Raw genomic sequence first — 18791 nt, forward strand, 5'->3', positions numbered from 1 at the left:
TAAAGTTTAGACCAGTTTCCACTTCACCATCAGAGCCTGCATTTCTCCGCTGGTAATCATCCCGTTGATGGTTTTATCTACGATGGCCTTCAAATCGGTGGAGCCCAAGTTCATGGCCACACCGTAAGGCTCAACTCCAGGGATAACCGCCGCAACTTTTACTGCTCCAGCAGTCTTATCCACATATGCAGCGCAGGTGGAGTTGTCGATGATGAAGATATCGGAGTGTCCCGAGATGACGTCTTGGACGCAGCCGTCTATTGTGTCTAAGGAGGTCGGAGTCGAAATTAATCCTTTTGAGGTCAAATTCTTCTGAACCCAGTCCTCCGAAGTTGTTCCAGTGTTCACGACTATCTTCTTACCTGCCAGGTCAGAGATATTGTGCACACTGTCAAAAGATGACCTTACCAGAAGGCCCAATCCACCTTGCATCATGTAATACGGGGTGCTGAACAGGACTGATTTATTCCTAAGGTCAGTTATCGTCATTCCAGAAAGGCTCATGTCGATTGACTTAGTCTGTAATGCGGCTGGGATATTCTTAAAAACGTAGTCCTTTACCTCAAGCTGAATGCTCATATTGAGGGACTTAGAAACATTCTCAGTAATCTTCTGTGCCAAATCGATATCGAATCCAACAATGTTTGTTCCATTATAGGATTCGAATGGGTCGAAAGAAGCCTCGGTTGCCATTACGATCTTTCCTTGCTTCTTGATCTTGTCGAGGGTGCTCTCATTTGAATTGAGGAACCCACCCATGACCACTACCAAGACAAGAAGGACCACAACGACGACGGCCGCCAAAGCGACCATCCAGGTCTTTTTGCCCTTCTTGATTGGGGCTTGCGCTGGTGACGGAGTTTTCTCCGCAGATTCTGTCATGATTCTGCCGATTGTTATTATCAAATTTAAAAGTACGTCCGACACGAACCACTGGTTAATGTCAAATATTGGACATTTTTCTGGCTTATTCTCACTTTTGATACTGATGATCATCGTGCTTTCAACCCAGGCTTTACTAATTCCGAAATCAATTAGGAATCGAGGATTACGATCATCGAAGGGCAAGTGGAAATACACCAAACGGAATACCGAGGAGGTTATGAACGAGAAGGTGCTCATAAGGAGCAAGGCGCCGTTGAGGATGAGCTTCGCCGGAGGCGGGACCGATGTCTCACCGTACAGCGAGGAGAGGGGGGGCATCGTCCTCAGCACGACCATCGACAAGTACGCCTATTGCACCATATCGCCTCGCTGCGACAGCGAGATCACCATCAAATCGCTCGACTTCGGCAAGACCGAAACCTGGCAGGCCAACGGCAACCTGATGCGCTATGATGGCAACCTGGACATCATCAAGGCGGTGCTGAAGCACTTCGATGTGAAGCAGGGATTCGACATGTTCCTGCACTGTGAGGCGCCGCCAGGGTCCGGACTGGGCGGATCGTCCACGGTCATCGTCTCCATCATCGGCGCCACCGCCGAATGGTTGGGAATACCATTATCTCAATACGAGATCGCCCGGCTGGCATACGTGCTCGAACGGGAGGAGCTCAAGTTCCAGGGCGGGAAGCAGGACCAGTATGCGGCGGTGTTCGGCGGCTTCAACTACATGGAGTTCAAAGGCAGCGATGTGATCGTGACGCCGCTGCGCATCAAGAACGACATACTGAACGAGCTGCACTACAACCTCCTCCTCTGCTACACCGGCAGGACTCGCGATTCTGGCAACATCATCCAGGAGCAGAAGAGGGGCTACTCCCAGGGCAAGGAGCAGGTCATCTCCGCGCTGGACAACGCGAAACGTCTGGCCACCGAGACCAAGGACGCACTGATGAAGGGCGAGATCCATCGCATCGGCGAACTGCTGGACGAGTCCTGGCAGTTCAAGAAGCGTTTCACCGAATCGATATCCAACGAATACATAGACAAGATATACAGCACCGCCCGGTCCAACGGGGCCATCGGCGGCAAGATCTCTGGGGCGGGGGGCGGAGGTTTCATGTTCTTCATTTGCGAGTACGATAAGAAACATCTGGTGGCGAATGAGCTGCAGAAGCTGGGAGTGGAGAGCGTCCCGTTCAACTTCGACAAGTACGGGCTGCAGACCTGGAGGTACCGCACATGAGCGGCCTGGTGGGGAAGGAGCTGGAAGAAAGCTCCAGAACGCTGGCGTCGATAGACCCAAAACAAATCTGGGACATCGCCAACGCGCTGGTGAAGGTGTTCCGTGCCGGCGGCAAGCTGATCGTCTTCGGCAACGGCGGCAGCGCGGCGGACGCGCAGCACCTGGCAGCGGAGTTCTCCGGGCGCTACCTGATGGAGCGCGCCCCGATGAATGCGATCGCCCTGACCAACCTTTCCAGCATCACCGCGATCGGCAACGACTACAGCTACGACCTGATCTTCTCTAGACAGGTGGAGGCCTATGCCACTGACAAGGACGCGGTCATCGGCATCAGCACCAGCGGCAACTCCAAGAACGTGCTGCTGGCGATCGCCAAGGCGAAGCAGCTGGGCGCGGTCACCATCGGCTTCACCGGGACCAGGGGAAGGCTGAAGGACGAGGTCGACCTGGCGCTGACCGTCCCCTCCGAGAAGACCCCGCGCATACAGGAGGGATATTTCGCCTCGGGGCACATCATCTGCGGGCTGGTCGAGAAGGGCGTCTTCGGCCGGAAAGCGGTGTTCATCGACCGGGACGACACGGTTGCGAAGGACGTTCCATATTGCAGCAGGCCAGAGGATCTCAAGCTGTTCCCCGGGGTCGGCAGGTCGATAAAGGAACTGAACGACGCCGGCTACCTGGTGATACTGGTCACCAACCAGTCCGGGGTGGCCCGCGGGTATTTCTCGCTGGAGACGCTGGACCGGATCCACGCCAAGCTGAAGGAGGACGTGGCTGCAGATGGCGGCAGCATCGACGCGGTCTATTTCTGCCCGCATCATCCGGACGATCGCTGCCAGTGCCGCAAACCTCAACTGGGGCTGATCGAGCAGGCCATGCGGGACTTCGACATCGACCTGGCCGGTTCGTTCGTCATCGGCGACAGCGAGCACGATGTGGAGATGGGACGGAAGGCAGGATGCCGGACGTTCAGGGTCAGAGGTGAACAGGATTTCAACCTGGCCGTGGTAAAGATACTTAACGGCATCGATTGAAGCTCAGGAGTTCATGGTCTTGGTCGACTCCACCATGCTCCACATGACCTTGTCGCCCTTGTCCAGCTTCACGTAGATGCTGGCATAGACCCTGGCCAGCATCTCCATCCCCATGGCCGTTGCCATCCTGATGAAATGCCTGGAATTGTCCTTAAGGAATCCCAGGTATGCTTGGAACAGGAACCGGCTATCCCAGGTCGGGATGTCGAAGTCGAACAGCCGTTTCATATAACGCTCACCTATGTTAACCCTGGTGCGCTGCTTCCAATAGTCCCGAACCGTGTCTGGACCCTTATTGACCACTATCGCCCTCGGTTCATATTCGGTGCGATATCCGCGCTTTTCAAGGTCCATCCGTACCAGGTCCTCATCCGATTGCATGCCGGTGGGGATCTGGATACGCAGGTTACGGAATGCGATGGCCTCCCCGACCTTGGGATAGATCAATGAAAGACGGTGGTGCATATCCCACAGCATGTAGACCGCAAAACCGGGAATGGTGTCCCGGCGATTGACCGGCATGGGCCTACCACCGACCACTCCCACCTTGGGATCGTCGAAATGGGAGACCAGATAATCGAGCGCACCATCACCCAGGTTGTTATCGGCATTGACCAGGACGAGAATATCTCCCTTGGCGGTGGCCATGAAGGCGTTGACCGCAGAGTTCTTTCCTTCTCTCTTCTCCTGTCTCAGGAGACCGATTCGTCCTTCTTTAGTCGCATATTCCATGACGATGCCATCGGTGCCGTCGGTGCTACCGCTCGAGACCACAATTATTTCTTGGATGATGCCATGGACTGTCTGGGCCAGTATCGAATCGAGGGTGCGGCGTATGTTTTTCTCCTCGTTGTAGGCACATACTCCTATCGACACTGACAGCATCTTCCTCAGATAGTCCAAGTCAATATTTGAATCGTTTGGGGGAGCTTGTTTGAATCCCAGGATCCGATGCCTGATCATGTCTGGATGCCAAATTTCACATAAGGATAGCGCCCCGGTCCCAAGGCTCTTTTCCAACAATTCAATGAACGATAATTATTAAATATACATCACATTTTCTCATAGGGGATAGTTCATGAACGCTTGGTCGGAGGATTCATTTTCCATCATCTTACCTACTCTCAATGAGAGTGAGAACATCCTCCCGATGATGGAGACATTGAACACACTCTATCCGGCAGCCGGAATCATCGTCGTCGATGACCACTCCAGGGATGGAACGGCCGACATAGCGCTCGAGTACGGGAAGAAAAGGGGCAACGTACAAGTGGTGCAAAGGGACCCGTCCGACCGAGGACTCACCGCCTCCATAATGGACGGAATAATGCATGCCCGCACCAAGTACTTCGTCGTTCTTGACTCGGATTTCCAACATCCTCCGGAATCGATAGCCGGGTTGATCAAGGAACTGATCAACGGCAATGACCTGGCCATAGGGGTGAGGCAGGACAAGATGGAGCTCTCATTCTCCCGGAAATGGGCTTCCATAGGGGCTCATGCCATGGCCAACTCCTATCTGCATGCCAAGAGGCAGCCGACCTCCAGGGACACCATGTCCGGATTCTTTGCTGGCCATTCCGATCTATGCCAAAAGGTGATCGAGGCCAAGGGCAACAAGTTCGAGAGGGCCGGTTTCAAGGGGCTTTTCGACCTGCTCAAGTTCATGCCCCGCGACATCAAGATAGCGGAGGTCGAGTTCAAGTTCAACTCCCGGAGGGCGGGAGAATCCAAGCTGAGCTCCCGTATCATTCTGTCCATAATGCGCCAGTGCGGCATCGGAGGCAAGCTCCTCGCCTACACTTCGATGTTCTTCCTCACGAACATGATCGGCCGCTTCATAGCGGCCTCCGGACTGGGGCTGCTGTTCACCTTCTGGTTCTTGGACTGGATCGGGGTCGGGGCCACCTGGAACTCGACCTTGATCGTGTCGACCATAGCCTCGTTGATCTTTGCGGTCGCCTACATCGTGTTCGCCAACAAGGTCATGTTCACTCATGGGAGCAGGAAAGGGCTATTGCTCGGGTCGAAGCTTGTCGCAACCGGTTTCAGCGGTTACCTGATCAGCCTGTACATATTCTACATCGCCTTCTCCACCGTCACCGAGATCCAGATGGTCTCGATATTCTTCGGTTTCGGCATAGGCTACGCGTTCGACGCGGTCGGAGCCAGCATCAGGGCGTGAAGATCAACTGTTGGCCTCGTTCTTGACCACTAGTTTGAGGGCGTCGAGATATCCCCTGATATAGGAACGGAACGCTCCCTTGGACCTCTGGGCCGATATGATCAGGAAATAATATGGCAACAGGATGAACGTCTGGCCCATGGCGCAGGAGATCTTTGTGATGCCCCGTTTCCTCTTTTTGACCAGCAACAGCATGTTCCTGCCATAATAGTAGGAACGGAACGGTGTCATGATGTTCGAGCCGCCGACCCCGGAGGAAAGGGACACCTTGTGATAGACGATGGTGTTCGGCGCGTACCAAGAACCGAAACCCCTGTCCTTGGCCCTGATGCAGAAATCGATGTCCTCCCCGTAGATGTTATACTGCTCGTCGAAAAGACCGATGGTCCGGAACAGGTCGGCCCTGACCAGGATGGAGCAGCCAGTGATGTAATCCTGTTCGCTCTCCTCTCCCTGGCCTTGGTTGATCAGGTCCATGTCGGTGTGCTTCGAGTAGCCAAGCCATTTGTTGAACGTCCCGCCGGAGAACCATATCCGGTTCGAGTTGTGGTAGAGGATCTTGGGGGAGACCAGCCCTGCCTCGGGATGCCTGTCCAATGCCTCCTTCAGTTGAACTATGAAATCCCCCTTGCCGATGGCGTCGTTGTTGATGACAAGGATGTGCGTTGCACCGGCATCCAATGCGAGGCGGATGCCCTTGTTCACACCTTTGACATAACCCTCGTTGGTCGGGTTAGCGATGAGCGTGGCGGTCGGCAGCGCCTGGCGCATCTTCTCCGCTGAGCCATCAGCTGAACCATTGTCCACTACCACCAGACCGACATCGTCGTACCCGCCGGACAGGATCGACCGGGCACACTCAATGGTATCGTCCGGTCGGTTCCAATTGACGGTTACGGCGAACATTTTGACCCCTTGGGCCATGCGGGAGTGATGGTCAGTGGACATTATAATTTGATTGACTGAAGAGGAGCAGATATAAAAAGGTCGAGCTAGAATAGTCGTCCCGATGACGCTAAAGCAGTTCGATGTGAATGTTCAGAACAAGCCAGGAGAGGTCGCACACATCGCTGAGGCACTTGCCAAAGGAGCGGTCAATATAAGGGGCATCGCGACGGAACGTGGTCCGACCAATCCCATGATGCACATCATAACGGACGATGATGTGAGCACCCGGAAGGCCCTGAGCAACGCCGGTTTCCAGTTCAAGGAGAGGGATATCCTGGTGGTCGGCCTTCAGAACAAGGCCGGAGAACTGGCAAAGATCGCCAAGAAGCTGGAGCGCGGCGGCGTCAACATCGATTCAATGTTCATCCTGGTGAGCACCTCACCCCAGACGGAGATCGCCATAGGCGTGGACAAGCCTGGAGAAGCCCAGAAGCTACTGGACTACTCCTGAGCCAATCTCTTGGATTTAACATCCTCCGACTGGTTCATCGAGATCACGATGACCGACAGGAGGATCATCGCCCCGCCGATGGCTGTGGCCACGGTGGGCATCTCGCCCAATAGAAGAATTGCGAACAGAATGCCGAACACTATCTCGACCAATAGGATGACCGAGGCCATCGTTGCGCCCAGATGTTTCAAACCCACCGAGTAGAGGATGAAGGCCAAAGCGGTACAGAAGATGCCGATGAACAACGCCGCCATAGTTCCGGTGGATTCAATACTGTAGTCCTTGGTGAGGACCAGCATTACGGGGATCAGGAACACCGCGGTCTCGATTATCACCGCACCGGTGGCAGAAGCCAGCAGTTCGGTCCCGTTGAGCTCCCGGGTCAGCAGGACGACGTAGAATGCCCAGAGTATGCCGGCCCCGAATACCAGCATGTTACCTTCGAACGATCCGCTGATGATGGCCGACAGGTCGCCATTGGTGGAGATTATCACTACGCCCACCAGACCTATGACCAGACCCATGACCATCCACCGGTTCAACCTCTCTTTGAGGACGAAAACGGCCAGGATCGCTATGAATACCACATTGATGTCGACCAGCAGGACGGTGTTGGTGGCGCTGGTCATGGTCATGCCAACATTCTGGAAGAGCATGGCGACGGCATTGAACAGGGCGATGACCCACAGCCCCTTGATCCTGAAGACAGAGAGATCGAGCTGCTTCATGGCCACTAGGGCAATGAATATGGCTATCGCCCCGAACACATAACGAAGGGCGGAGAACAGCACCGGGTCCATGTGCTCGACGCCGATCTTGCCTGCGGCGAATGATGTTCCCCATATGATGCCTGCCACGACAAGGATCAGCTCATAGCGTCGGGAGGCTAGATTCACGCATCGGGCGTAACCCTTCTGACTATTTATGGTCTGGGCGTGCTACTGGATATCAGGCAGGGATCTTCCCTCGAGGGAAGCCGGCCCTTCCAGTTTTACGCCGTCCCCGAGCACGGAATCGACCAAGGACACCCCCGGTCCGATGATACATCCCTCACCCAGTATGCTTCCCCTGAGGATGGCACCGGCCCCTATCTGGCATCGGTCGAGCAGAAGGGAGTCCTCCACGCTTACCTTCTCACCCAGCGTCGACTCCTTCCCGATCGCGCTCCTGGTAACGGAGGTCCCCCTGCCCAACCTGGTCCTTTCCCCCACGTAGACCGGCCCGTATATCCTGGCGCCCTCTGCGTTGAATCCCGATCCGAATATCTTTCCCTTGCATAGAGCTCCCCTTATCGTTATATTCTGACCGTGCCTCTCGGCCAGATCGATGTTTGCCCGGAACAGGTCCTTGGGGCGGCCGATGTCCTTCCAGTACCCGTTCAGACGCGATGCGCAGAGGACCTTCCCCTGCTGCAGCAGGTCGGGGAAAAGGTTCTTGGAGAAATCGTACTTTGTGGCAGTTGGGACATGGTCCAGGACCTCGGGCTCGAGGACGTAGGTGCCAGCATTGATCACGTTCGAGAACACCTCTTCCGGTTTGGGCTTCTCCTTGAAGCGTTCTATCCTCCCGTCGGCGTTGACGCCAACGATCCCGAACTGTTCCGGCCTTTCGACCTCGGTCAGGGCCATAGTGACAAGGGCCTTTTTCTCCATATGCAGGTCGATGAGGCGCCCCAGATCGGCATCGGTGATGGTGTCACCGCTTCCCACTATGAACGTGCCATGGATCCTGTCCTGCAGCAGTTTCACCGCTCCGGCGGTTCCCATGGGCGTCTCCTCATATGCGTAAACTATCTTCGCTCCAGAACGGGTCGTCTCGCCCAGGCTCTTTACGATGTCCTGTGAGCGGTAGCCGCAGGCAATGAATATCTCCTCCACGCCGGCCGACGCCAGAGAGTTGATGACATATTCTATGCACGGCCGCCCCAGCACCGGGAGGAGGGGCTTGGGCCGGGTGTTCGTCAAAGGCTTGAGCCTGGTTCCTTCCCCGCCGGCCATGATCACGGCCTGTCTCACTCCGACCTTACGATCTGACATCTTAGACCCCACTTTTTCCATGACTTATCTTGAAACACACAGTTTGACCACGTTCTGGTCCGGCCCGGCCCCGATCGCCTCCGCCACCGGTCGGCACTTGGTCCGCATCAGATAGGCGACGGGGGGATACCTCTGGTCAGAGAGCGACTCGAAGTTCGCCATGCCCTTTGAGATTATCAGGTCGGCCTTCTCCAGTTCCTGGAGCAGCGGCCGCCCTATCCGACCGGTATCGATGCCGATGGCGAACGAATCGGTGCTCATCCAGGCGTCGAAGACCTTGTCCATGCCCGTGACCTTGAGGTCCGACTCGGTGACATCGGTGAGGATCGGTTCGCCCTTGACCACTCCGACCACCCTGACACCCATTGCCTTCAGTTCATTCACCAGCAGGCGGTCGAAAACGATCTCCCCGCAATTGTCCATCAGATAGACCACGCTGGCATCCTTGACCAGGAGGCGTTTCATCTGGGCCACGTCATTGACCCCGAGTCCCTGACCGACCAACGCATCAAACTTGCGGCCCAGGTCCTCCGGTTCGTCATAGCCTATACCGAGCCCGAAGTCCAGCACGTTCCCGATGATGGACATCAGGCAGGCCGCCTGCAACCGGTCGGATGAATCGTTGACATAGGCCTCGGCGCGCGGATAGAGGGAAGCGGCGATCTGGTTAGCTCTCTCCTTCAGCTCATGATAGGGGTCCTTGCTCCCGATGGCATCATAGACCGCCCGATGGACCTTGGTCGCCACCGCCGCCGAATTCACTCCTGGACGGAATCCCTCAGCCAGGATCTTGACCGCGACCGCCATGGCCTGGTCCTTGAGCGATGGATCGACCAGTTCCGTCTCGAACAGGACCCGGTTAAGAAGGCACGGGACGCAGTCGGCTGCAATCTGCATACTGCCACAGTAATTGATGGACCCTGATTAACCCTTCGAAAAGATTGTTACCAAAATAGAAAAGATAAACGGTTTGGCCTTGGGCGTTTATTTCTTTCCGCATCCGCAGCCGCACTTCTTGTCCTTCTTTACTTCCTTCTCTGCCATTAAGAATCACCTCTTTATGGTTTGGACATGTCACCTCTTCTCCCCTTTTTAAGCTTACGCTCCTAACCTTCGTATGTGATATGTCCAGATGGACACGCAATTCTTTAATTAGGCCAGAACCGCTATCCTGGCCAATGGCCGAGAGCATCATCCTTCGTGTCGCAAGGGCACATCACCAATCAGAAGTAGGCTTGGGACGCGCCCGCATCGATGCCAAGACCAGGAAGGACCTGGCGGTAGAGGTCGGCGACATAATCGAGATCGTCGGCAAACGCAGCACCGCCGCAAAGGTGTTCCGCGCGGCCCAGGAGGACGAGTCCAAGGGCATCATCCGTATCGACGGCATGATCCGCTCGAACGCCGTGGTATCGATCGGGGAGAAGGTCACGGTAAAGAAGGCGGAATCGCTGCCGGCCACAAGGGTCACCGTGGCGCCTAAGATACCGTCCGGGAAGCACGTCCGTTTCGGTACCGGAGTGGAGGACCTGTTCCGAAAGGGTCTGGCGTCCAGGCCCCTCGCCAAGGGTGACGAGATCATAATCCCGAACATAGCCCTGATGGGCGGGTTCCTGCCGTTCACGGTGGTCAGCACGGTGCCGCAAGGTATAGTGGTGGTAGGAGACCACACCGAACTGGTGGTCAAGACCGAGACCAGCGAGACCAAGGAAACGGTAGCCCCGTCGGTCACCTACGATGACGTCGGTGGCCTGGAGGGGGAGATGCAACGCATCCGGGAGATGATCGAGCTTCCGTTGAAGCACCCGGAACTGTTCGACCGGCTGGGAATCGACGCTCCGAAGGGAGTCCTTCTCTATGGACCGCCAGGTACCGGAAAGACGCTGCTGGCGAAGGCGGTGGCCAACGAAGCGGGAGCCAGTTTCTATTCCATCCAGGGCCCGGAGATCATATCCAAGTATTACGGGCAGAGCGAGGAGAAGCTCAGGGAGAAGTTCGAGGAGGCCGAGAAGAACGCTCCCTCGATCGTTTTCATTGATGAACTGGATTCGATAGCTCCGAAAAGGGAGGATGTCTCCGGTGAGGTCGAACGGAGGGTGGTGGCCCAGCTGTTGACGCTTATGGACGGAATGGCCGGAAGGGGCCAGGTCATTGTGATCGGAGCCACCAACCGGGAGGATGCCATCGATCCGGCGCTGAGAAGACCGGGCCGTTTCGACCGGGAGATAGAGATCGGGGTTCCATCGAAGGAAGGACGCAGGGAGATCCTGGAGATCCACACCCGGGGCATGCCGCTTTCGGAAGGGTTCAATATCGAGAAATACGCCTTCGCCACCCATGGGTTCGTGGGAGCGGACCTGGCAGCGCTAGCCAGGGAAGCGGCCATGAAATGCCTGGGACGTCTGGTCCCAGACCTGGAGCTGGACAAGGCCATACCGGTGGAGATTCTTGAGAAGGTCCGGGTGACCGAACAGGACTTCGATGACGCCCTCAAGGAGGTCGAGCCGAGTGCCATGAGGGAGGTCCTGATCGAGGTTCCGCATGTCACCTGGAACGATGTTGGCGGCCTCGAGGACGTCAAGACCCAGCTGAAGGAGATGGTGGAGATGCCGATGGAAAGGGGCGACTCCTTCAAGCGCATGGGCATCAGGCCCGCAAAGGGCATCCTGCTCTATGGACCGCCAGGCACCGGAAAGACGCTGCTGGCGAAGGCGGTGGCCAACGAATCCAGGGCCAATTTCATTTCCATCAAGGGCCCGGAGATCATGAGCAAGTGGGTGGGCGAGTCGGAGAAGGCGATACGACAGGCCTTCAAGAAGGCCAAGCAGGTCGCGCCATCGATCGTCTTCCTGGATGAGATCGACGCGATCGCCCCGAGACGTGGCTCGTCGGAGAACGGCGCCACGGAAAGGGTGGTCAACCAGCTGCTCACATCCATAGACGGCATGGAATCAATGGAGGGCGTCACGGTCATGGCTGCCTCGAACCGCCCGGACATCATCGATTCGGCCCTGCTGCGCCCGGGAAGGTTCGACCGGCTGATCCTGGTGCCGCTGCCGGACGACGAGGCCCGCAAGAGCATCCTCACGATCCATACCAGATCAATGCCGTTGAAGAACGTGGACATCGATCGCCTGGTGAATTCCACCGAGGGTTACGTCGGTGCTGACCTGGAGAACCTGTGCCGTGAGGCGGCGATGACCTCCCTTAGGGAGGATCCGGAGGCAGTCTCCGTCGAACAGAGACATTTCGAGAAGGCCCTGAAGGTCATCAAGGCTTCCGTGGACAAGGACGTCATGAAGTTCTATGACAACATGGGCAAGGCCCTGGACAAGAAACGGGCCGGTTGGGACGAAGGTATCTACCGGTGAACATCATGGCAATTACAATTAAGACTCAAACCCCGGCAGAGAAGAAGGAGCACAAGGAGCTTGTCGCCGTTATGATGAAGTTCGGTTTTGGCGAGCCTGACCTACGGCTTAGGAGGGACCGCATGGAGCGCAGCATGAAGCGTCCGGTGAACGAGGTCGAGGCCTCCCTGTCGCTGCTCGAAGAAATACTGTCCTCTGCCGACTCCGTGCAGGAGAAGGTGTCCCTGTTCTTCGGTATGGCCGAGATATTCCACCTCACCGGAAAGGACCCATCCCCACCGTTGAGCGCGATGCATAAGACCGAACTCTCCACCTTCAAGGAGATCGGCTTCCGCATGGTCAGGGTGGAAGCGTCCAAGGACGCCTGCCCGGAGTGCAAGAAGTTATCCGGCAAAGTGGTTGCCATCGAGGATGCCTTGAAAGGCGGCGTCCTGCCGCATCGCGCCTGCAAGCATGATGTCAGGAAAGGGACCGGTCTCTGCCGGTGCAGATTTCTGGCAGAATTCGGATGAGCGCGTGTCTGAATGGTCAAAAGCCTAATATATTGAACAACCCATTTTACGGCTTGGATTTCCAATCGCTGGGGGATGCACATCATGAGAAAATTCATCACTGAACTCAAGGGCAAGACGGTAATGACCAATGACGGCCAGATCCTGGGAATGATAGACAACTTCGTGCTGGAGAACACCACCGGGAACATCAACCATGTGCTCGTCGTACCGGCCGAAGAGATCGATGCCAGGCTGTTCCGCAGCGATGCCCAGGGCAGGATCATCTTACCGTTCTCCGAGATGCGCGATGTCCGCGACGTCGTGGTCATGAACGTATCAAGGGCGTAATCTTCTTCTTGTCGGGGCGCCCACGCGCCCTCTCATTCTTCATTTCTGGATCACTGCATTCCCGCTGGCCTTTTATTTGAAAAAGGGGCTGGGCCCTTACTTCTGAGTGTACTTCAGGAAGAGCTTGACCCTCTGCCGGTTGAATATCGCGTCCTTGAAGTTCGGAACGAGCTCGATGGCGCTGTCATAGAGCTTCAGGGCCCATTTCATGTCCCCTTCCTTCTCTGCGATGAGGGCCAGGGCGAAATCGATCTCCGCGGTCTCCTCGTACTTCAGCGCTGAGGTGAGGGACAGCTTCGCGCCTGCGATGTCCCCGATCATGATCTGACATTTGCTCAGGTTGATCAGATAGTCTGACCTCCGGTCCACCGTTATGGCCTTGCGTATGGCCTCCATCGCCGCTTCATATTCCCCAAGCACGAACAGAGTGGCGCCGATGTTGTTCCAGGCGTCCCCGTAGTTCGGGTCCGCCTCGGTCGCCAGGCGCATGAAGTGCATCGGCTCGTCATAGGCATACTCGCCCATGAAGCGCATGCAGACACCCAGGTTGTTGAGGGCCTCCGGATAGGTCGGGTGCACCATCAGGATGTCCTTCAGGACCCGGAAGGCGTCCCTGTACCGGGCCTTGGACATCAGCGATGTTGCCACGGCCATCCTGGTCACCGGCGAGTCCATGGGACCGAGGCTTGAGAACCTGGAGAGGATATCGTCGTAGCGTTTGGCCTCCAGCATGTTGACCGCCTCCCGCGCCCTTACCTCCTTGCTTGGGGTGATCGAGGACAGTATGGCCATGGACTCCTCCTTCCTTCCCAGCCTCCTGGATATCGCCTCGATGTCCAACAGGGCGATCTCGTCCTTGGGGTCCAGGCGGATGGCCTCTTTGAGCTCCTCCAAACACTCTGGAAGTCTTCCCAGGTCATCCAGGATGATCGCCTTGATATGTCTGGCATCGTGTGATTCGGACTTGTCCCTGATGTAGAGGTTTATCTCCTCCAAGGCGCGTGCGTTCTCACCCAGGATGTTGAGGAGCATGGCAGCCTTTAGTTCCCGGTCGCTGATGGGGATCTCAGGTTCCTCTGGGGCTTCGATGATCGGTTCTGGAACGATCAATACGGCCTCTGGCATTGGCAGTGCCTGCATCACCACCGGGGCGGAATCGGCCGCGATCACTTCGGCGGATTGTACGGTCAGACCGTCGATCTCCGCTTTCGGTGGGGGCAGCTCTACCGGGGTCTGGACCGCGATGGCTATCTCCTTATCCTTCAGGGCAGGCAAGGCCCGCTCCTCCGGAATGGCCAAATGGCATTCGTCGTCCTTCAGAGCCGGAACATGTGCCGGTTCGACCGGGACCATGGCGGTGTTCTCCTCGACCTTCTTTATCTCGCTGGACGCCGGCTCCCTTACGACCAGGTCAACCTCTGAATCGACCTGCACAAGGGCGCAAGGTTCCTTCTGGGCAAGAACGGTGACCTCAGGCACGGCGGACGGGGCCGGGTTCTCCTCGACCGCTCCCATCTGGACCTTCTCGACGATCTCAGGGACCGATGGGACCTCAGGCTCAAGGACCGACCCCTCTACCTTGACCTCGGGTTCAGGAGAGACCTCTTGGGTCTCGACCTCTGGAACCTCGGTCTTGACAGGTTCCGACTCTGGGATCTGCTCTTCGGTCCTTACCTCGGGTTCGGGGACGGCCTCTTGGACCCCAGCCTCTTCCGCCTCTACCGCGCCGAGCGTGGGCTCAGCGATCCGGACCTCCTCTGGCGGTTCAGATACGATTATGGGCTGTTCGCTTTCGACCGGGGTCGGTTCATGCACGGATCGAGATTCTGACCGGAGCGGAACCTCTTCCGGCGATGTTACCCCAGTCTCTTGTGTCACGTCTTGCTTCGCTTCCTGGACTTCTTCTAGGGGTTCAGCCACCGGAGCCTGCTCCCTTTCGACCGGGATCGGTTCCTGCATCGTTGAGGGCTCTGGGGCCAACGGTGCCTCCTCCCTCATATCCTCCAGTAGATCTTCCGAAGCGACCTCGGGGACCTCGACCGATTCCGGCTCCTGGGCTGACTCAGCCATCCGGACGGCGGCCAGAAGCTCATCCCTTTCGGCGGCGGCTTCGGTCATCCCTTTATCCAGCATAACGGCGTTCTCGAAGGACCGGACCGCATCCTCGGGCTGTCCCATCGTCTTCTGGGACATACCGAGCGAATACCAGATGTCTGCCCGGTCCCGGTCGATCTGAAGAGCTTCCTTCCATGCCTCGATGGCGTCCCCGCCGCGGCCCATCTCGATCAAGGTCAGAGCCCGGTTGACCGGCGGATCGATGTAGTCACGGTTCAGGAAGGATGCCTTGTCGAACGATTCCAGCGCTTCCTTGTGGCGGCCCATGGCCTTGAGTACGATGCCCCGGTTGTTGAAGGCCATGGCGTCCTTGGGGAAGAAATTGCACATTTCGTCATAGACCTTGAGCGCCCAATCATAGCGATGCAGCTGGAACAGCGTCGCTCCCTTGTTAAGCAGGGCCGCTTCCATCCGCGGCGTGATCTTCAGGGCCGTGTCATAGGCCTTGAGCTCCTTCTCGAAATCACCCAGCTGATTGTATGCCAGACCCATCAGGTACCAGGTGGTGGAATCTCCGGGCCTGAGCTCGCTTGCGCGCTTGCAGGCCACCAGGGCGTCCTCGAACCGGCCCATGGCCAGGAACACGTTGGCTTTGCGCAGCCACACGATGTCGTTATTGGGCTTGATGTCCAGGGCCCGGTCGTAGTTGTATATGGCGTCCCGGTATCTCCTCTGTTTGAAATGCTCCTCGGCAGCGCTATAGAATGCGTCGAATTGTGCTCCAGAAGGAAGATACCGGTACCGGTCCTGCTCCAGTATGCGCCGGTCGAGCTCGGCCATCATCTTACCGGCCAGGTCGTACTTGCGGAGGAGCATGAGCAGTTTTGGCTTGTCCGCATAGGATATGCCCTGAGTTTCGGCGAACGTCCTCTCATCGGTATCCAGGTCGCAGGTGACGATCAGTACGGGGGTGGCGTCCCTCTTGGCGGCCATCTCCCTGAGGATCTTCATCGACTCGATGGAAGCATTGTCGAAAAGGCGTGAGGCAACGACGAAATACTTGCCCTCTTCGCTGATGCCCTCGAAGAACACTGCATCCTCAGAAACATCCATCCTTGTGACCTTGACCCCGATGCTTCCGAGCAGCTCTGAGACCAGGGACTTGAACCCGTCAAAGTCCAGGTCGTTGATGGCGTGCATTATGCGGTCATCCATCTTGCTGTCCAGCAGTTCGCTGAGATCGGTCATTGCGACACCCCCATGGAGCTCAGCATACGGTTGGCCAGCGGGCTCCGCAACTTGTCAGGTACCATCGACAGTGCCTCCTTCGCCCTCTCCATCTGACCGGTCTCGAGCAGGACTATGGCCCCCTGGACCACGAACGGAACGCTGTCTGGAGTGATCTGGTTCGCGATCAGCTCTTCGAGGATATCGACCGCCTTCTCCGACTCACCCATCCAATGTCCCAGGAGTGCAGAGTTCGCCTGCGCGATCCGCTCCAGCTTGGGGAATCCTGAGGAACGGGAATAGAATTTCTGAGCCAGTCCGGTATGCTTATGCAACAGTTCTAGGAGGTCCTTCTGATCGACCGCCAAGTATCTGGCCCTCGACGCCGACAGGGCGTACAAGTTCCCGATCCGGAGGCAGGCCTTTGCCCAGAACTCGGTATCGTACTCCAGGGTCTCGCAGTTCCAGATGATGGAGGATATGAGCTCTCTCTTGGGGATCCTTTCAAAACCGGTAAGGTGCAAGGGTATGCCGATCCCGTCCAGATACATATCAACGTACGAAGGCACACGTGATGTGTCCTGATCGGTCAGCATGGTCCGGAAGGTAAGGGCCGGCTCGGTGCCCTTGGAGAATTTCACTTCCGGCGATACCAGTGGTCCGATCATCATGGCGGCGCTGCGGGAAGAGACTAGACGCTGGTCCGCATTGGGGTCCATCAGCCTCGGGACGAGCGAAACGGGTTCCCCCAATCTCCCAAAACACTTACCGCACAACAACGACCCAGACTTGGTCGGAGAACCGCACACTACGCATCCCATGAAACCACCGATGAGGGAATGGGCGGGTAGGCATTTAGGATTATCCCTCGAACAGCGCACTGGAAGTGAAATGACGTAGGAGACTGGGGGTTCTGAAAATCGGAAAGGGGCCGCTGCACACAGGCCTAAGGTACTTGATCTGAGGCTCTCAGAGTCCCTTGGCCATATAGGGACCTTTTCGTGCATATCCCAGCGAGACGTAGTACCTGCGCACACCTACCCCGCTGGTCACGCGGAGGGCGTCATAACCATGGTCCTTCGCCCTCTGCTCTGCCAGTGAAAGCAGCTCCTTGCCAAAGCCGCGATGCTGAACGTTGCCGTCCTGCCCTATCTTGGCCATCAGCCCGAACACCTTCAGCTCCCGCACCATGGCTTCTGTGCCTTCGCCCCTCCTCAGACGGACGAAGCCGACCAGACCGTCCTGCTCAGGCAGCTCTAGAGAGATGAAATCCTCAATACCGCCCGAAGCCCGGTACGATTCGATCCTGAGCTCGACGTCCTTCCTCTCAAAGGCGGTGATGCCTTTGAGCCCGACCTCCCGGCAGCGGATACAATGGCAGGTTTCCCCCTTCTGCCTCAGCCTTGCTTCGGCCAGTTCCCTCAGGTGACCCTTGTCCACCCCGGCCTCGATCAGCGGGACCGGTATGTCCCTCTGTATCCGCTGTATCCTGGCCCATCGCGGGACCAGACGGAGCATCTCCGAAATGGTCTCGGTGGCCGCTTCAGTGTCGAGCGGCTGATATTCTCCGTTCAGCCACAGGTCGTAGAGTTTGGTGCCTTTCACCACCAGGGTAGGGTATATCTTGACCATGTCGGGACGGAACCGCTCGTCCTCGAACATCGTCCTGAACGATCCGACGTCCTTCTCCATGCTTGAACCTGGAAGTCCGGGCATGACGTGGTAGCAGACCTTGATCCCGGCGTCCTTTGCCACCTTGGTGGCATCGGTCACTGACGATACCGAATGACCCCTATTGACCGAGGACAGGATGGTGTCGTCGAGGATCTGCACACCGAACTCGACCCGGGTGGTCCCCAATCGGAGGACGTTCTCGCAAATCTCCGGCGTGAACTGGTCCGGCCGGGTCTCGATTGTCATACCGATGCACCTGTGCTCGGAGGTCTCATTCATCTCCTGTGCCTCCGTCAGTGTTGTTGAGACGATGCCGTTCAGACCATCGAAGCAGCGTTTAACGAACTCATCCTGGTACGCTCTTTCACGCGACGTGAAGGTCCCGCCCATGATGATCAGGTCGACCTTCTCCGTCCCATGCCCTATGGTCTCCAGCTGCTGCATCCTTCCCCGGACCTGCTGCTCAGGATCGAACTCGAAGTTCGCACCGCGCAACGCCGCCGGTTCCTTGCCGGTGTAGGACTGGGGGGAGTTGTTGTCCACCCCTCCAGGGCAGAAGATGCACTTGCCGTGCGGACAGGGCGCCGGTGAGGTCATCACCGCGACCACCGCCACCCCGCTCAGGGTACGCACTGGCTTTCGCCTCAGGACGTTCAGGACCAGGGGGAACTCCTCCTCGGACGCCAATGCAAGGGTGTCCGAGTTCCGGGGAACTCCCGGAAGTGCATACCGGCGGCAAAGCTCGATCTTGGCCCTCTGCAACCCGTCCTTGTCGGTTATCTCCCCGTCAAGGATCATTCGTAGGAGCTTCTGATGGTATTCGGTGGTCTCGCCCATAAG

General features: G+C 57.1%; 16 protein-coding genes. 7 read left to right on the forward strand and 9 right to left on the reverse strand.

The window, feature by feature from the left end; all coding sequences use genetic code 11:
• Window positions 1-6: 6 nt before the first annotated feature.
• Window positions 7-996 carry an ABC transporter substrate-binding protein gene (locus tag VGK23_06640; GenBank protein ID HEY3420214.1) on the reverse strand — a complete coding sequence of 330 codons (990 nt, stop codon included), beginning with the start codon at window positions 994-996 and terminating at the stop codon, window positions 7-9.
• Between the two features lie 106 nt (window positions 997-1102).
• Between VGK23_06640 and VGK23_06645 the strand changes: the two genes are divergently transcribed.
• Both VGK23_06645 and VGK23_06650 read left to right on the forward strand, forming a co-directional pair.
• Entirely contained in the window at window positions 1103-2128 is a 1026-nt protein-coding gene (locus tag VGK23_06645; protein ID HEY3420215.1) for a kinase, read from the forward strand.
• Window positions 2125-3162: an HAD-IIIA family hydrolase gene (locus tag VGK23_06650; protein HEY3420216.1), complete on the forward strand. Its 1038-nt coding sequence runs from the start codon at window positions 2125-2127 to the stop codon at window positions 3160-3162. The genes VGK23_06645 and VGK23_06650 overlap by 4 nt, the downstream gene beginning before the upstream one ends.
• A 3-nt stretch (window positions 3163-3165) precedes the next feature.
• Here VGK23_06650 and VGK23_06655 read toward each other — a convergent pair whose 3' ends face one another.
• Window positions 3166-4047: a glycosyltransferase gene (locus VGK23_06655; GenBank protein ID HEY3420217.1), complete on the reverse strand. Its 882-nt coding sequence runs from the start codon at window positions 4045-4047 to the stop codon at window positions 3166-3168.
• Window positions 4048-4240: 193 nt separating this feature from the next.
• Between VGK23_06655 and VGK23_06660 the strand changes: the two genes are divergently transcribed.
• The gene (locus tag VGK23_06660; protein HEY3420218.1) at window positions 4241-5347 is read left to right on the forward strand and encodes a glycosyltransferase; all 1107 of its coding nucleotides are present in this window, start codon (window positions 4241-4243) and stop codon (window positions 5345-5347) included.
• 3 nt (window positions 5348-5350) lie between these two features.
• On the opposite strand, the gene VGK23_06665 is transcribed toward VGK23_06660, so the two are convergent.
• Window positions 5351-6295: a glycosyltransferase family 2 protein gene (locus tag VGK23_06665; protein ID HEY3420219.1), complete on the reverse strand. Its 945-nt coding sequence runs from the start codon at window positions 6293-6295 to the stop codon at window positions 5351-5353.
• A 61-nt stretch (window positions 6296-6356) separates the two neighbouring features.
• On the opposite strand from VGK23_06665, the gene VGK23_06670 reads away from it, so the two are divergent.
• Window positions 6357-6746 (forward strand): hypothetical protein, encoded by a 390-nt coding sequence (locus VGK23_06670; GenBank protein ID HEY3420220.1) that lies wholly within the window; start codon window positions 6357-6359, stop codon window positions 6744-6746.
• Here the strand turns inward: VGK23_06670 and VGK23_06675 are convergent.
• The 3 genes from VGK23_06675 to VGK23_06685 are packed head-to-tail and all read right to left on the reverse strand — an operon-like array spanning window position 6737 to window position 9679.
• Window positions 6737-7642 carry a DMT family transporter gene (locus VGK23_06675; GenBank protein HEY3420221.1) on the reverse strand — a complete coding sequence of 302 codons (906 nt, stop codon included), beginning with the start codon at window positions 7640-7642 and terminating at the stop codon, window positions 6737-6739. The genes VGK23_06670 and VGK23_06675 overlap by 10 nt on opposite strands.
• A 42-nt stretch (window positions 7643-7684) precedes the next feature.
• Entirely contained in the window at window positions 7685-8782 is a 1098-nt protein-coding gene (locus VGK23_06680) for an NDP-sugar synthase (GenBank protein HEY3420222.1), read from the reverse strand.
• A 24-nt stretch (window positions 8783-8806) separates the two neighbouring features.
• Entirely contained in the window at window positions 8807-9679 is an 873-nt protein-coding gene (locus VGK23_06685) for an ARMT1-like domain-containing protein (GenBank protein ID HEY3420223.1), read from the reverse strand.
• Between the two features lie 281 nt (window positions 9680-9960).
• On the opposite strand from VGK23_06685, the gene VGK23_06690 reads away from it, so the two are divergent.
• From VGK23_06690 to VGK23_06700, 3 genes are all read left to right on the forward strand, one after another.
• Entirely contained in the window at window positions 9961-12153 is a 2193-nt protein-coding gene (locus tag VGK23_06690; protein ID HEY3420224.1) for a CDC48 family AAA ATPase, read from the forward strand.
• 5 nt (window positions 12154-12158) lie between these two features.
• Window positions 12159-12665, forward strand: coding sequence for a hypothetical protein (locus tag VGK23_06695; protein HEY3420225.1), 507 nt, complete (start codon window positions 12159-12161; stop codon window positions 12663-12665).
• Window positions 12666-12749: 84 nt separating this feature from the next.
• Window positions 12750-12995 carry a PRC-barrel domain-containing protein gene (locus tag VGK23_06700; protein HEY3420226.1) on the forward strand — a complete coding sequence of 82 codons (246 nt, stop codon included), beginning with the start codon at window positions 12750-12752 and terminating at the stop codon, window positions 12993-12995.
• A gap of 96 nt (window positions 12996-13091) precedes the next feature.
• Here VGK23_06700 and VGK23_06705 read toward each other — a convergent pair whose 3' ends face one another.
• The 3 genes from VGK23_06705 to VGK23_06715 all read right to left on the reverse strand — a co-directional run bounded on the left by VGK23_06705 (window position 13092) and on the right by VGK23_06715 (window position 18788).
• Window positions 13092-16298 (reverse strand): tetratricopeptide repeat protein, encoded by a 3207-nt coding sequence (locus tag VGK23_06705; GenBank protein ID HEY3420227.1) that lies wholly within the window; start codon window positions 16296-16298, stop codon window positions 13092-13094.
• Entirely contained in the window at window positions 16295-17098 is an 804-nt protein-coding gene (locus VGK23_06710; protein HEY3420228.1) for a tetratricopeptide repeat protein, read from the reverse strand. Before VGK23_06710 ends, VGK23_06705 begins: the two co-directional genes overlap by 4 nt.
• Window positions 17099-17246: 148 nt before the next feature.
• Window positions 17247-18788 (reverse strand): tRNA uridine(34) 5-carboxymethylaminomethyl modification radical SAM/GNAT enzyme Elp3, encoded by a 1542-nt coding sequence (locus tag VGK23_06715; protein HEY3420229.1) that lies wholly within the window; start codon window positions 18786-18788, stop codon window positions 17247-17249.
• Between the last annotated feature and the right edge of the window lie 3 nt (window positions 18789-18791).

It is taken from the genome of Methanomassiliicoccales archaeon (assembly GCA_036504055.1).
Lineage (GTDB): Archaea > Thermoplasmatota > Thermoplasmata > Methanomassiliicoccales > UBA472 > DASXVU01.

Bases quoted from the DNA above. Each gene is read 5' to 3' on its own strand.
- VGK23_06640 (HEY3420214.1), bottom strand. From the start codon at position 996: ATGATCATCAGTATCAAAAGTGAGAATAAGCCAGAAAAATGTCCAATA.
- VGK23_06645 (HEY3420215.1), top strand. From the start codon at position 1,103: ATGAACGAGAAGGTGCTCATAAGGAGCAAGGCGCCGTTGAGGATGAGC.
- VGK23_06650 (HEY3420216.1), top strand. From the start codon at position 2,125: ATGAGCGGCCTGGTGGGGAAGGAGCTGGAAGAAAGCTCCAGAACGCTG.
- VGK23_06655 (HEY3420217.1), bottom strand. From the start codon at position 4,047: ATGCTGTCAGTGTCGATAGGAGTATGTGCCTACAACGAGGAGAAAAAC.
- VGK23_06660 (HEY3420218.1), top strand. From the start codon at position 4,241: ATGAACGCTTGGTCGGAGGATTCATTTTCCATCATCTTACCTACTCTC.
- VGK23_06665 (HEY3420219.1), bottom strand. From the start codon at position 6,295: ATGTCCACTGACCATCACTCCCGCATGGCCCAAGGGGTCAAAATGTTC.
- VGK23_06670 (HEY3420220.1), top strand. From the start codon at position 6,357: ATGACGCTAAAGCAGTTCGATGTGAATGTTCAGAACAAGCCAGGAGAG.
- VGK23_06680 (HEY3420222.1), bottom strand. From the start codon at position 8,782: ATGTCAGATCGTAAGGTCGGAGTGAGACAGGCCGTGATCATGGCCGGC.
- VGK23_06685 (HEY3420223.1), bottom strand. From the start codon at position 9,679: ATGCAGATTGCAGCCGACTGCGTCCCGTGCCTTCTTAACCGGGTCCTG.
- VGK23_06690 (HEY3420224.1), top strand. From the start codon at position 9,961: ATGGCCGAGAGCATCATCCTTCGTGTCGCAAGGGCACATCACCAATCA.
- VGK23_06695 (HEY3420225.1), top strand. From the start codon at position 12,159: ATGGCAATTACAATTAAGACTCAAACCCCGGCAGAGAAGAAGGAGCAC.
- VGK23_06700 (HEY3420226.1), top strand. From the start codon at position 12,750: ATGAGAAAATTCATCACTGAACTCAAGGGCAAGACGGTAATGACCAAT.
- VGK23_06705 (HEY3420227.1), bottom strand. From the start codon at position 16,298: ATGACCGATCTCAGCGAACTGCTGGACAGCAAGATGGATGACCGCATA.
- VGK23_06710 (HEY3420228.1), bottom strand. From the start codon at position 17,098: ATGGGATGCGTAGTGTGCGGTTCTCCGACCAAGTCTGGGTCGTTGTTG.
- VGK23_06715 (HEY3420229.1), bottom strand. From the start codon at position 18,788: ATGGGCGAGACCACCGAATACCATCAGAAGCTCCTACGAATGATCCTT.